This window comes from Cohaesibacter marisflavi, assembly GCF_900115225.1.
GTDB lineage: Bacteria > Pseudomonadota > Alphaproteobacteria > Rhizobiales > Cohaesibacteraceae > Cohaesibacter > Cohaesibacter marisflavi.
In genome coordinates this window covers 1-12,953 of sequence record NZ_FOVR01000009.1, presented here as the reverse complement: position 1 = coordinate 12,953, position 12,953 = coordinate 1, and the positions used below count along the sequence as shown (strand labels likewise).

The window sequence follows — 12,953 nt, the reverse complement described above, 5'->3', positions numbered from 1 at the left end:
ACGCTCTTGTTGAGCGGATGCGCTGCAGACTTGTGTGTAGCGTTGCATAAGTAGCGCAGTTCCCGGTCACTTTTCTTATACCGAACTTTGCGTAGGACGCGTGATTGTAATTTGTTAACCATATTCAGTGAGAGTGGGACAGAGATATCTGGTGATTGGTCTATTGGCACCGCTTTGTTTCTCAGGGCTGGGGACAGATTGTCATCAAATCCAATTGGTCAACAAAGCCGAATTGTTCAATAAGACAACCGGGCTGTAGATTTTAGGGTGTTTGGGGAAAACCATGCTTGAACGAAAACGCATGACCTCACTTGGCAAAAATTTTCCAGCTGGGGCCGCAAAATGGACGGTGCCCTTGCGCGCAGTGGCTATTGCCGGTGCTGCGCTGGGCTTTGCTGCCTTTGCGCCTCAGGCCCAAGCCACGGACATCGATGCGAAATTTGCCATTTCCATTGCGGGCATCCCTGTTGGAAGCGGCTCGGTGGAGGCCTCGGTTAAAGGGCACCGCTATTCCATCGATGCTTTTGCCAAGACGTCTGGTATCTCGCGCCTGTTTATCGATAGCAAGGGGCGGGCTGTCAGTGAGGGCTCTTTCCGTGGCGATCGCATGTTGCCCTCCATGTATGCCCTCAATTCCAAGGAAGACAAGATCCACAATATTGTTCAGATCGCGATGCGGTCGGGCAATGTGAGTGATTTTTCCGCCTCTCCACCGCTCTCTAAACATTCGGACCGTATTCCGCTGCGGCGTGTGCATACGCGCGGTATTGTCGATCCGCTGAGCGGCCTGTTGATGTCAGTGCGCTCCAACAAGCACAGGGTCGGAAAGTCTGTCTGCAATCGCACGGTACGCATGTTCGATGGCCGCTGGCGCTATAATATCGAGCTGTTCTACAAGGAAACCAAAGAGATCCGCTCGTCGCGCAAGAATGCCTATTCTGGCCCGGCAACGGTCTGTGGTGCCCGCATCCGGTTTGTGGCTGGGCATCGCCCGAACAAGAAGAGCACCAAATATATGGAAGAGAACAAGGATCTGGAAGCCTGGTTCGTTCCTGTTGGTGATGAACCCGTGGTGGCCGTCTACAGGCTGCAGATCGGCACGATGGTTGGACGCATGGTGTTGTCAGCGCGGGAGTTGACCATCAAATAGATGGTCTTCAATATGAATTGAGTGCAAGGGGCCTTGGGGCCCCTTTTTTATTGCCTGAGTTCAAAGCCTAAGATCAATGCTAAAGCTGTTGGTGGCCAACAAGGCCGGAGCCGGCTGTTTGCAATTTGCGAACGGACTTTTGGCGGAATCCTGCATAAGTGTCTCATTCCGGGAAAATGTCTTAACGAAGCTGCGACAGGCCCATATCTCATAGTCTTGATGCTGTGGGGGCATCACTAGATATGGTAACCAATCTCTCTTTCTGTGTATATTTGGTGAGAACAAATCAAAAACATGCGTACATAGCCGATTCGTGCTGATTTTGTTCAGGCTGCGTTCAAATGGTTAACAGCAGCCATGGCGGCGGGCCCATCTGTTTAATGGATTGAAAAAGCGGGTTTGTTTCATATTGGAGCGTCTTGATTAAAAATTCCGAAGGCTCGGGTTAAGGAATTTCAAGCCCTGTTCGCATCTGAAATTTGGGCGGCACCAGATTTAGTGGCTGACGTAAAAATGTCATCCAGATCTGTTGAGAACAAAATAGGAATCTGCGGGAGTCGCCGATTCGGCCATGATTCGTTCCAGACTCGTTCTAATTATTAATTTGCCTCGGCGGGTAATTGTTTTTACCAATAGGGCTTCGTCAAGCCTGCAGATGCGCGTGACCGTTGCGGATGGGGTGAATTGTTGTCATGATATTGGTCAAGCAGATGTGACTTGGTGCTTTGTTGTTGCGTTTAGGCGTTTGGGCCACTATCTGACGTGAAATGGGTTGGCGAAGCTTTAAGCCGTTGCCACCTCGCTTGGATTAAGACAATGACTGAGCCGACATTTGACGATGATTGGCTCAGAGATAGGCTATTGCCAGGCCCATGAGCAAAAAACACGATAGCGATTCTCCCTTTGCTTCGCTGGCTGAATTCGGACAATCCCTGAAAACCGAACTCGACAGGAAGGCCGAGGCCGACAAGGCCCGCCGGGCAGCGGAAAAGAAGCGTGCATTGAAAGCCGATCCGGCTGGCGGATTTTCCGGCATCGAAGCGGAGCTTATGCGCCACGCCCGTTCGCAGGGCGCTCAAGTGGCCAAGAGGCAGAGCGAAGATCCCGATGCTGTTGACTTTCGCAAGATGGAAGAGAAGGCAAAGGCCAGTGCAGCCAAGAAGGCAAACACGGCCAAGGCATCGACGTCCGATGCGACGGGATCGTCTTCCTTTGCCGATGCATTTGCGAAAGATCTTGAGGGTGAGCGACCCGCCAAGCCTGCAAGGCCTGTGGTGCGGCCTGCGCCAGCCCCTTCTGCGCGGAACAAGACCAATCAGGCTGAGATGCTCGGCATCAGGGCGCCCGGCTGGGCCGATGAATTCGGGGGCAAGGCTTCCAATCCAGGGGCGCAGGGACGCGTAACGGCTGTTTTGGGGCCAACCAATACCGGCAAGACCTATATGGCCATCGAGCGCATGGTGGCTCATTCCTCGGGAATTATCGGGCTTCCCTTGCGCCTTCTGGCCCGCGAAGTCTATGGCAAGCTGGTGGACAAGGTGGGCAAGGATCTCGTGGCCTTGCATACAGGCGAAGAGCGAATCGTTCCCGATGGGGCGCGCTATCATGTCTGCACGGTCGAAGCGATGCCCGCCCAGGCCGATGTCGCCTTCGTGGCGATTGACGAGGTGCAATTGGCGTCTGACTTCGAACGCGGGCATGTCTTTACCGATCGGCTGCTGCATTTGCGTGGACGGGAAGAAACGCTCCTGCTTGGCGCAGAGACCATGAAGCCGATGATCGAGATGCTTCTACCTCATGCGACCATCATTTCCCGTCCCAGGCTCTCACAGCTTTCCTATATCGGGCAGAAAAAGTTGTCTCGCCTGCCAAGACGCTCTGCGGTTGTCACCTTCTCGGTCAATGATGTCTATGCCATCGCGGAGCTTGTCCGGCGTCAGCGAGGTGGGGCGGCGGTTGTTATGGGCAGTCTTAGCCCGCGCACGCGGAACGCGCAGGTGGAACTCTTTCAGAACGGAGACGTTGAGCATCTGATTGCAACCGATGCGATTGGTATGGGGCTCAATCTGGATCTTGATCACATTGCCTTTGCGGCAGAGAAGAAATTTGACGGTTTCCAACATCGACGCCTGACCGCGCCGGAGCTGGCCCAGATCGCGGGTCGTGCCGGGCGGCACACTCGCGATGGCACCTTTGGTGTGACGGGCCGGGTCGCGCCATTTGAGGATGATCTGGTCGAGCAGCTGGAGATGCATGTCTTCCAACCGATTAAGATGCTGCAATGGCGTAACCGGCTGTTGGACTTTTCGAGCTATACCGATCTGATTGCGTCGCTTGAAGTCGCTCCGGGGCGTCCGGGTCTGACGCGATCTTTACCTGCCAGCGATGTGCAGGCTTTGGAGCTGTTATACAAGAACAGGGATATCCGAAGGCGGGTTCATGAGCCCGATCAGCTCAAATTACTGTGGGATGTGTGTCAAGTTCCCGATTATCGCAAGATTGCGCCTACCAATCATGCCGAATTGATTGGTATGCTGTTCCAGCAGCTTGAAGAGCGGGGCACTTTGTCTCAGGAATGGCTTGCTGCACAAATTTCATATGCGGATAGAATTGATGGCGATATTGACACACTCGCCAATAGAATTGCACATATCCGCACTTGGACCTTTGTTGCTAACAAAAAGGGGTGGCTAGATGATCCTGTTTTGTGGCAAGAGAAAACCAGAGCTGTGGAGGATCGTCTGTCCGACGCCCTGCATGAGCGACTTACCAAGCGCTTCCTGGATAGGCGCACTAGTGTATTGATGAAACGTCTGAGAGAAAAAGCAATGCTCGAAGCGGAAATTACTCCTGCCGGTGACGTGCTGGTAGAAGGCCAGCATGTTGGTCAATTGCATGGATTTCGCTTTGCGCCCGATGTGAGTGCCGAAGGCAACGATGCCAAAGCCATTCATGCCGCTGCGCAGAAGGTCCTGTCTGTCGAATTCGAAAACAGATCGGAAAAAATAGCCGGAGCGGCCAATGATCAGTTCTTGCTGTCTGGTGACGGCATGCTGCGTTGGCAGGGAGCCCCGATTGCCAAAATGGTGGCTGGCGATACGGTTTTGAAACCGCGTCTGACCATCTTGGCAGATGAAGGTCTAAGCGGTGTGGCACTCGAAAATGTCCAATCGCGTATCAACCTCTGGCTGAATAACCATATCAATCTCCTGCTGCAGCCTCTGGTTGAACTGTCCAGCACGGAAGAATTGGATGGAATTGCCAAAGGCTTGGCTTTCCAACTGGTTGAAAACCTTGGGATTCTGGACCGTAGGACGGTTGCGGAGGACGTGCGTTCTCTGGATCAGGATGCCCGTGCTTCCTTGCGCAAGTTCGGAGTTCGATTTGGTGCCTACCATATCTATATTCCGGCGCTGCTGAAGCCTGCCCCCAGCACTTTGCTGGTGATGATGTGGGCTCTGCATAATGGCGGGATCGATCAGGAAGGCGTCGTTGAGGTGCCATCCTTGTCCGCTTCGGGGCGTACGTCGATACCGGTCAACGAGGCTGTTTCTCCAGCGCTCTACAAGACCGTGGGCTTTGGTGTCTATGGCAAGCGCGCTGTTCGCATCGATATTCTCGAGCGTCTGGCAGACCTTATTCGTCCGCTCCTGAGCTGGCGTCCAACCGAGGAATCACCTGAACCACCTGAAGGGGTAATGGATCGTGGCTTCACCGTTACGGTTGCCATGACGTCTCTTCTGGGTTGTGCGGGGGAAGATTTCTCCACCATCCTGAAGTCGTTGGGTTATCGCGTTGAGCGCCGCAAGATCGAGCCAAAACCGGCTGACGCGGATGCTGCCAAAGATGATTCCAATGGGGATGCGGCCGCTGAAAAGACTGCCGAATCTGCTCCTTCAACGGATGAAACTCCGGCTGAAGCGGCTGCAGAGGCAAGTTCTCCACAGGATAGTACACCTGTAGCTGATGGCTCATCAGATGCAGAAGCTACCCCTTCAGATGCTGCGACCGAGACCGCAGAGGAAGAAGAGCAGTGGCTTGAAATCTGGCGTCCGGGTGGTCGTGGCGATCGCCGTCCGAATCGGTCCGGTCAGCGTCAGAAGCCCGGTGTTCGCGCCGGTGGGCGTAATGAGGGGCAGAAAGATGGCCAAAAGGATTTCCGCAAGGGTGGAAAGCGCAATGGTCCTCGCTCTGAAGGCGGTTTCAAGGGCGGCAATCGCTCTGGTGGCGGCGATAAGGGCCGCGGCAAACCACGTGATCAGTCCTCTCGCAAGCCAGAGAAGGTTGCAGATCCAGATTCGCCATTTGCAGCATTGGCTGCCTTGAAGGCCAATCTGGACAACAAGAAATAAGCCTGTTCCCACGGGAACCGGTTCGGGATCAATCAATCGGCATGCCGCAAGGTCGCATTACAGGGCGGCTTTCCGGCGTGCCTTTTTATTGGGTGAGTGATGAGCGAAGAAAGTGCCAAACTGCGCATAGACAAGTGGCTCTGGTTTGCCCGAGTCGCCAAGACCAGAAGCCTGGCGGCCAAACTTGTCACGGCTGGCAATGTGCGTGTGAACAAAGAGAAGGTGTCTGCTGCCAGTCGCCAGATCAAGCCCGGCGACGTGCTGACGATTGCCAGAGCTGGCCATATCCGCATCCTTGAAGTTGTGGCTCTTGGTACTCGCAGAGGGCCGGCTCCGGAGGCTCAGCTTCTTTATACCGATCATTCGCCAGCTCCTGAAAAGAAGCAGGATGAAACGGACACCGGCATTGCCCATGAGGCTCATACCGGGCGCCCTACCAAAAGGGATCGCCGACAGCTGATGCGGCTGAAGCAAGGGCCTTTTGAATGAGGCAAATGGAAAGAGTTGGTTGGTAGCCAATTCTGTTTCTTAATTGCGGTTGGAATTGCGCATTTGCCCTAAATGTGGACTTGTGAATGCATCTTTCATTTGCAAAAGTGGGGCGCGGTTTAAGGCTACCGGTTTACTGGGCGTCTTGAAGCGAACTGCCCCTGAGGCTTTAGGAATCGGGCCTGAAAGAGTTCAGTGCTGGAGCCGAAGAGATTTGATATTGCTTGAACGCCGGGCGCAAAAGCGATAGCTAGAAGATAACTCGAATGGGAGTGGTCTTTATACAGTCACGTTGAGTTTGCCGCTCCGGCTTTTTGATCAATGACATATTTGATCGGCAAGGAGCGGGATGTGGCCGTGAGGCACTCCCGTAATAGACCAATTTTGCGATTGCAGAGACCAAGCTGCATCGTATGCGGAGTTTGTGATGACTTACGTCGTGACCGATAATTGCGTCAAATGCAAATACACCGATTGTGTGGAAGTTTGCCCGGTTGACTGTTTCTATGAGGGCGAAAACTTTCTGGTAATCAATCCGGATGAGTGCATCGACTGTGGTGTGTGTGAGCCGGAATGTCCGGCAGAAGCGATCAAGCCGGATACAGAGCCCGGGCTTGAAGAATGGCTCGAGATCAACGCGAAATATTGTGAAGTCTGGCCTAATATCACGGTTCAGAAAGAGCCGATGGCCGAAGCAAAGAAGTGGGACGGCGTTGAAAACAAACTGCAATATCTCTCAACCAATCCCGGAGAAGGGGATTAAGAATGGGAGTTATGCAATTTTAGTATAACGAAGCCGGGCGCTATTTATTGAGCGACCGGCTTTTTATTTGCATAAAAAAGCATCGTTCAATCTGTCGAAATCGGCAGAAATCTGCGTTCTACTGCATTATACAACTTGTCTGGCAGGCTAGGGGGGTGGTAGGGCGCACTTTTGATCACAATCAAAGTTTGGAAAATGTGCAAAAATGTGATATTCTCCCTCAATCAGCTGATAAAGGAAGGTTCACACAGCTCCTACTTCAGGAGTTTTTTTATGCGTATTTCGAGCAAGATGCAATGTGAAAGTACGCAATCCACATGCGTGTGCCTATCTGACTTTGATGCGAAAATGTGAAACCGGAATGGGCTTGCGGTTGTAGGCGGGCCTTAGACCGGTTTTACCTTTTAAGGATGCCGACAAAGAGGGAGATCCCTCTTTTGTTTTTGGAAGATCAGGCGGGCAATGTGTCCGCTTGGAAATTATGTGACGCGGGAGTTTCAAGCGTATGGCAATCAAAAAAGCCACCCAACGTCAGGGCTTTAAAATCAACGAATTTATTGTCTATCCGGCTCATGGTGTGGGTCAAATTGTCAATATCGAGGAACAGGAAGTTGCTGGCCTCGCTCTTGAATTGTTCGTTATCAATTTTGAGCAGGACAAAATGACCTTGCGTGTTCCAACGGGCAAAATTGCTTCGGTTGGTATGCGTAAACTCTCGGATGAAGAGTCTGTTGAGAAAGCATTGACGACGGTTACAGGGCGCGCTCGTATCAAGCGCACCATGTGGAGTCGCCGCGCGCAGGAATATGAAGCAAAGATCAACTCCGGCGATCTGCACTCGATTGCAGAAGTCGTTCGCGATCTTTATCGCTCCGACACCCAGCCTGAGCAGTCATATTCTGAACGTCAGCTTTATGAAGCTGCTATTGATCGGATGGCACGTGAAGTGGCTGCTATTCGCAAGCTGTCCACCACGGAAGCTGTGCATCTGATTGAGAAAAACCTCTCCAAAAGCCCCCGTCGTGGTGCTGGCAAGAGCGAAGAGGAAGTTGCAGCCTAATGAAGCCGCTTAAGGCTTTGGTTGCTGCAATGGCAGTTGTTGTTTGAAAAATCCCGGAAGCTTGCTTCCGGGATTTTCTTTTGCCTGCCATTGGCTCAAGCAGATTGCGCGCTATCGCATGGGGGTGACAAGCTTCAGCTTTTGTCCCCGTTTGAGGTGCTCGCCTGTCTTGATGTCATTTAAGATTCGAAAGAGTGTTTCGCCATCATTTGCACCTGCCATGCGGGCCGCCATTTTCTGGACCGTATCGCCGTAACCGGCTGTGACGATCGTGATCTGCAACGGTTTAAAAGCTGCCGCCTGATCATGCGTGAGGGTTTGGAAACTATTGACTGTTTCCGCAATCGCGCTTTCGAAGGTAGCATTGGGCTTGGTGGTCGCAAAGACAAAACGATAGGTGGCTGACTTTACCCGAATAAGAGCAATGCGGAATGTCCAGCCTTTGGCCTCAGCTGCCGCGAGAATAGCCGGATGGCCATTGATCACCTGCTCGCGAATCGAACCCGTTATCAGGCCGCTTACCCAGCCGGATGTAAGATAGTTGGTCAGGGGAACATCCGGGCTCACATTGACCCCGTCAAACCGCATGGCTGAGCCATCCGGAGCGACTGCCAGCACGGCTTTTGACGTGTTTTCCAGTCGATAGCCTTCTGGCGGGCTGAAACGGATGCGCAAGGCCGGGTGAATATAGCTATTGCCGCGCACAAATCCCTCATCTGGCGCATCGCCAAATAGAATGCCATCAATCGCGTCTAGATAGGCATCTCTTTCGCGCGTTCCAATTTCGGGGCCGCCATATCGACGGGCTGCGAATACTGCAGCCTTGATGCGCTCCGGTGTGGCGGGATGGCTGGATAGGAAGTTGGCCTTGTTGCCCTGCTCTGAGCGTCCTGTCAGATAGGCGGCATAATCGCCCATGGTTTGCAAAAAGCGGCTTGCGGCGAATGGGTCCAGACCGGAAAGATAAGCGGTTTCTATACCGATCTTGTCGGCCTCGAGCTCCTGCACCTGGCTGAAGCTGGCGAGTGTGACCAAGTGGCGCGCCTTGATGGTCGCCCCCTTCGTCCGTTCGCTGACCATCTTGTCCATGACTTTGGATACAAGTTCAGAATTCTGTCGGGCTGCGGCTCTTGCGATGGCGTGGCGAGAGGTGACATGGGCCATCTCGTGAGCCAGTACAGCTGCCAGCTCTGCCTTGTCGTTGGCTAGCGCAATGAGCCCGCGCGTAACATAGAGATAGCCGCCCGGCAAAGCGAAGGCATTGACTGTCGGTGAATTGAGGATGGTGACGCGGTAGGGACGGCTTGGCTCGCTGGAAGACCCCACAAGGCGACCGACCAGCTTGGAGACCATCTGCTCCAGCTTGCGATTCTCATAAGCACCACCATAGGCTTTGACGATTTTGGGGTGTTCTTTGGCGCCGATGGCCCGTTCAACGCTATCATTGGGAGAAAGGCCAGCGGGCGCAACGCCAGAAATGGTCGGTTCTTCCGAGCCAGTCATCAGGCTTTTGCAGCCAGCAAGAAGCATGAGCGAAAGGCAAAGGGCTCCTGCCATCTTCAACTTGTCGATGCGTTTCTTGCTCACTTCTTTGTTCCCATGCTCGCTTGCCTGCCTGCCTGCCTGCTCTGTTCGCAAAGCGGATAATGCTATCTTTTTTGTCGGAAAGATCGCCGATTGGCTATCGTGTGTCGCCGAGACTTTTGGTTTCGCCTGCCACTGTCAATTGGCTGGCATTCTGAAGCTCTATCAATGGCCCCCCACGATCTTCTACCCAGCCTCGAACATATATGGGCTTGTTTTGTAAATCATCCAAAAATTTATTTTTGGCCTCCCAGCTTTGAAGGCCCTTCTTGCCTAGCGAGATTGTGAAATCTTCATACCAGTTGTCGCCAAAATTCACATAGCTTGTCCCATCTGCCTTGCGATGAACGGATAAGACGATGCCCGACACAATCTGGTAGGTGGACACAATGGCAGAAAGGTGGAGATCATCAGCTTTTTTTAAGCGGTAAGCAGCCTCTTTCCACAAGCCTTTCTGTGTTTTGCGGGCTGTTGCTTCGATAGAAAGAAGATGGTCTGCACAGTCATCCTCAAGGCTGTCGGTCAAGACCCGCGCCAGACCTTTTGCGACGAGACTGTCCTGAAGCAGGATCTCGTTACCATCTTTGAGGTGAGCCAGAAAAGCTTCATGTCGTCCATAGCGGTCTGGTTTCTTATGGCCAGTCACATAGGCCTCTATTGGCGCTTTCCTTAAAAAGCGGCTGATTTCCTTTTGCTTTTGTCTTTCAAGCTCGGAGTTGGCAAAAAGGTCCGGCACAAGGCCCTTAAGGGTGAAGCCGCCTTGCCCACGCGGCTTGATAGCCACAGGAGCGCTATAGGACAGAGGGCTACCTAGCGTGACAGGCTTTTCTGATTCAGTGCAGGGAGACGCTGCGACATGCTTTTCTTCTGCAAAGGCATGACCAGTCAGTAGAAAAAGGCTTATGGCGAGGGCGGACGAAGATCTATGCACGAAGCTGTTGCACCATGAAATTGAATAAATCGAAAGGGTTATGCTGAATTGCGAGTGTGGCTGGTTGATCTGGGATTGTTGAAATGATACAGAGCGTCAGCGTTTTTGAAATGCCGATCCGTGCTTGGTGTTGCTGAGTTGAAGTTTAGCAAATTCTTCAAGCATGGATAAGCCTTGGCGAACCCGGAGTAAACTTTTGCTGTGGGTTTGTTGATGTTGCACCTTTTGGTTGTTCGGCGAATAAAACGAGGCCCCGTAGCTCAGCAGGATAGAGCAACCGCCTCCTAAGCGGTAGGTCGTGCGTTCGAATCGCGCCGGGGTCACCATTTCTTCTTTTTCTCCTGATGGTCATATTTCTGCAAAGTCGGACTTGATCCATTTTATGGTTTCGGTTTATGCGTTTTAGGCAGAATGATCCATGTTTGCACCCGAAGTGATTGCTGAAACCGGTTTTTGGCTTGGGGTCCTATCCCTTTTATCAGTTATAATGTTCGGCAGTTCGGTGGTGTGCAGCCGTTCGTCTTCTTGTTTTTTCCCTACGAAAGCAGGCCTATATGAATTTTTCGCGTTTGGTTGATCCCTTCTTTGGCTGGGTTGTTGTCTCCGTTATCGTGATGCAGGCCTTGTTGGAGTGGACAGGAGTGGAATGGGTGCAGTGGCCTTTGATGGTGGCACTCATTTTCATGGTTGGGATGATGGCCATCAGCGCGAAGCGCGGCGGGCGGATCTTTCTGTTTGTTTGTGCTGGTCTTACACTGGCTATGGTGCTTGTGAATGACGACTGGCAGCCTGCGCTGCAGGCGGCTATTGTCAAAACTGGTTTTCTGGCCTCTTTCTTCAGTGCCCTTGCGGTGTTGCGTGAGGCTGCGTCGGCTTCTCCTGCCATGGGTAAAGCGGGGGGCTTTCTTGCCGCTCAACCTCCCGGTCGCCGTTATATATCTTTGTCCTTCGGCACGCAGATTTATGCACTCTTGCTCAATTTCGGCTCGATCCAGCTGTTGGGAACGCTTGCGCTGGCCAGTAGCAAGGATGAGCCTGACGAGGAGATTCGGCAAATCCGCACGAGACGGATGTTGCTGGCCATTCAGCGCGGCTTCATTTCAGCTTTGCCATGGTCGCCGATGGCCTTTTCTACAGCCATGGCTGTAGCCACCATTCCGGGTATTACCTGGCTGGGCATTGCGCTGCCAGGGCTTGGGACGGCAGCGATCCTGCTTGGGACCGGCTGGGCGCTGGATACAGTGTTCAAGCCGAAGCTTTCACCCAACGCGGCCACACCCAAACGTGCGCAGAGCGATCTGCACTGGACGGTACTCTTGCCGCTGGCAGCGTTGCTGGTGGTTATCCTGCTGCCGGTGCTGGCACTTGAAATGCTTCTGGGCATTCGCGTTGTGGGGATCGTGCTGGTGGTGGTGCCCTTGCTGTCTGTTGGTTGGCTCTATATCCAGTTTCGCGATGCGGCGGTCGTGCGCGCGCGGATGGTCAATTATGTGCACAAGGAGCTGCCAGCCTTTCGTGGGGATCTGCTTTTGCTGATGAGCGCCGGCTATATCGGCGTGGTCGGATCGTCCGTGCTGGTGCCGCTGATGGCGCGCGCGGGGATCGATCTTACGGTCTTGCCACCCTGGCTGCTGCTGATCGCCCTTCTGTGGATCATGCCTGTTCTGGGGCAATTGGGCGGAAACCCGATTTTGACCCTGTCTCTGGTTGCTCCGCTTTTGCCGGATGCGGCATTGTTCGATCTGGACCCGACAACCTTTGCCGTTGCCATGCTGGCTGGTTGGGCGCTTACGGGGCTGACATCTCCTTTCACGGCAACCAATATGATGATTGGTCGTTTTGGTGGTATCCCGACTGTTGATGTCGGGCGTGTGTGGAACCGTTCTTATTTTCTCGTTGCTGTCAGCTTATTGGCGGTTTGGATTCTCATCTATGCCTATCTTATCGTGTAGGCATCTGACCCGGGCTGCGTAGGCCCTCTTGCGATCTGGCACAAACAAGTCATGACCTCCCCCAGAGGGGGAGGTTTGAAACGCTACGCTTGAACCACTGGAAGTGGTTTTGTTACGCTTTAATAATTAGGCTTGAACAGGTCTGCAAAATCCGTTGCCTTATCCTGCTTCTCCTGATTGCGGATATACCGTCTGACGACCTCCTCTTGATAGCCCGTTGTCGAGACAAAGTATCCACGAGCCCAAAAGTGATATCCCTTGTAGCGGCGCTTTCTAGCATACTTATTTGCCACATAAAGAGCCGTCTTTCCTTTGAGAAATCCAACGATATGAGCCACTGAATATTTGGGTGGGATCGAGATCAGCATATGCACGTGGTCGGGCATAAGATGCCCTTCCTCAATGTGACAGCCCTTTTGTGATGCCAATTTGGTAAATTGATCTCTCAGCTCAAGGCGCAAGTCCCCATATAGACGTTTCGTCCTATATTTAGAGCCGAATACTATATGATATTTGCAGTCCCAAGTGCTGTGTGATAGGTGATTTTCGTCCATAAAAACCTCCTCATTTGATCTTATAACCACGCCAATGGTTCAAGTGAGGAGGTCTCTTACCGAAAATGTAGAACTTGTCCAATCCTCCACCGTAGGTGGAGGTTTAATGTAGATACAA

The 12,953-nt window shown here is 52.8% G+C and carries 9 protein-coding genes and 1 tRNA gene; 7 read left to right on the top strand and 3 right to left on the bottom strand.

What is annotated here, in order from left to right:
• Positions 1–283: 283 nt before the first annotated feature.
• The 5 genes from BM258_RS15610 to BM258_RS15590 all read left to right on the top strand — a co-directional run bounded on the left by BM258_RS15610 (position 284) and on the right by BM258_RS15590 (position 7,814).
• Positions 284–1,150: a DUF3108 domain-containing protein gene (locus BM258_RS15610; protein WP_090073856.1), complete on the top strand. Its 867-nt coding sequence runs from the start codon at positions 284–286 to the stop codon at positions 1,148–1,150.
• A gap of 872 nt (positions 1,151–2,022) precedes the next feature.
• Complete coding sequence (locus BM258_RS15605; protein WP_407062730.1) at positions 2,023–5,502, top strand: helicase-related protein; 3,480 nt, start codon at positions 2,023–2,025, stop codon at positions 5,500–5,502.
• A 99-nt stretch (positions 5,503–5,601) separates the two neighbouring features.
• On the top strand, positions 5,602–5,991 hold the full coding sequence (locus BM258_RS15600; protein ID WP_090073855.1) for an RNA-binding S4 domain-containing protein: 390 nt from the start codon (positions 5,602–5,604) through the stop codon (positions 5,989–5,991).
• Positions 5,992–6,418: 427 nt separating this feature from the next.
• Positions 6,419–6,754 carry a ferredoxin FdxA gene (fdxA, locus tag BM258_RS15595; RefSeq protein ID WP_090073853.1) on the top strand — a complete coding sequence of 112 codons (336 nt, stop codon included), beginning with the start codon at positions 6,419–6,421 and terminating at the stop codon, positions 6,752–6,754.
• Positions 6,755–7,259: 505 nt separating this feature from the next.
• Positions 7,260–7,814 carry a CarD family transcriptional regulator gene (locus BM258_RS15590; protein ID WP_090073851.1) on the top strand — a complete coding sequence of 185 codons (555 nt, stop codon included), beginning with the start codon at positions 7,260–7,262 and terminating at the stop codon, positions 7,812–7,814.
• Between the two features lie 111 nt (positions 7,815–7,925).
• On the opposite strand, the gene BM258_RS15585 is transcribed toward BM258_RS15590, so the two are convergent.
• Both BM258_RS15585 and BM258_RS15580 read right to left on the bottom strand, forming a co-directional pair.
• Positions 7,926–9,401, bottom strand: a complete 1,476-nt coding sequence (locus tag BM258_RS15585; protein WP_139229294.1) for a M48 family metalloprotease — start codon at positions 9,399–9,401, stop codon at positions 7,926–7,928.
• A 94-nt stretch (positions 9,402–9,495) separates the two neighbouring features.
• Positions 9,496–10,134: a thermonuclease family protein gene (locus BM258_RS15580; protein WP_342029360.1), complete on the bottom strand. Its 639-nt coding sequence runs from the start codon at positions 10,132–10,134 to the stop codon at positions 9,496–9,498.
• 444 nt (positions 10,135–10,578) lie between these two features.
• Between BM258_RS15580 and BM258_RS15575 the strand changes: the two genes are divergently transcribed.
• Positions 10,579–10,655 (top strand) — tRNA-Arg (locus BM258_RS15575).
• Positions 10,656–10,883: 228 nt separating this feature from the next.
• Positions 10,884–12,281 carry a hypothetical protein gene (locus BM258_RS15570; protein WP_090073845.1) on the top strand — a complete coding sequence of 466 codons (1,398 nt, stop codon included), beginning with the start codon at positions 10,884–10,886 and terminating at the stop codon, positions 12,279–12,281.
• Positions 12,282–12,400: 119 nt separating this feature from the next.
• Here BM258_RS15570 and tnpA read toward each other — a convergent pair whose 3' ends face one another.
• A complete protein-coding gene (gene tnpA, locus BM258_RS15565; RefSeq protein ID WP_090073844.1) occupies positions 12,401–12,835 on the bottom strand; it encodes an IS200/IS605 family transposase in 435 nt (144 codons plus the stop codon).
• Positions 12,836–12,953 lie beyond the last annotated feature (118 nt).

Coding starts and splice junctions, on each gene's coding strand:
- BM258_RS15610 (WP_090073856.1), top strand. CDS start 284: ATGCTTGAACGAAAACGCATGACCTCACTTGGCAAAAATTTTCCAGCT.
- BM258_RS15605 (WP_407062730.1), top strand. CDS start 2,023: ATGAGCAAAAAACACGATAGCGATTCTCCCTTTGCTTCGCTGGCTGAA.
- BM258_RS15600 (WP_090073855.1), top strand. CDS start 5,602: ATGAGCGAAGAAAGTGCCAAACTGCGCATAGACAAGTGGCTCTGGTTT.
- fdxA (WP_090073853.1), top strand. CDS start 6,419: ATGACTTACGTCGTGACCGATAATTGCGTCAAATGCAAATACACCGAT.
- BM258_RS15590 (WP_090073851.1), top strand. CDS start 7,260: ATGGCAATCAAAAAAGCCACCCAACGTCAGGGCTTTAAAATCAACGAA.
- BM258_RS15570 (WP_090073845.1), top strand. CDS start 10,884: ATGAATTTTTCGCGTTTGGTTGATCCCTTCTTTGGCTGGGTTGTTGTC.
- tnpA (WP_090073844.1), bottom strand. CDS start 12,835: ATGGACGAAAATCACCTATCACACAGCACTTGGGACTGCAAATATCAT.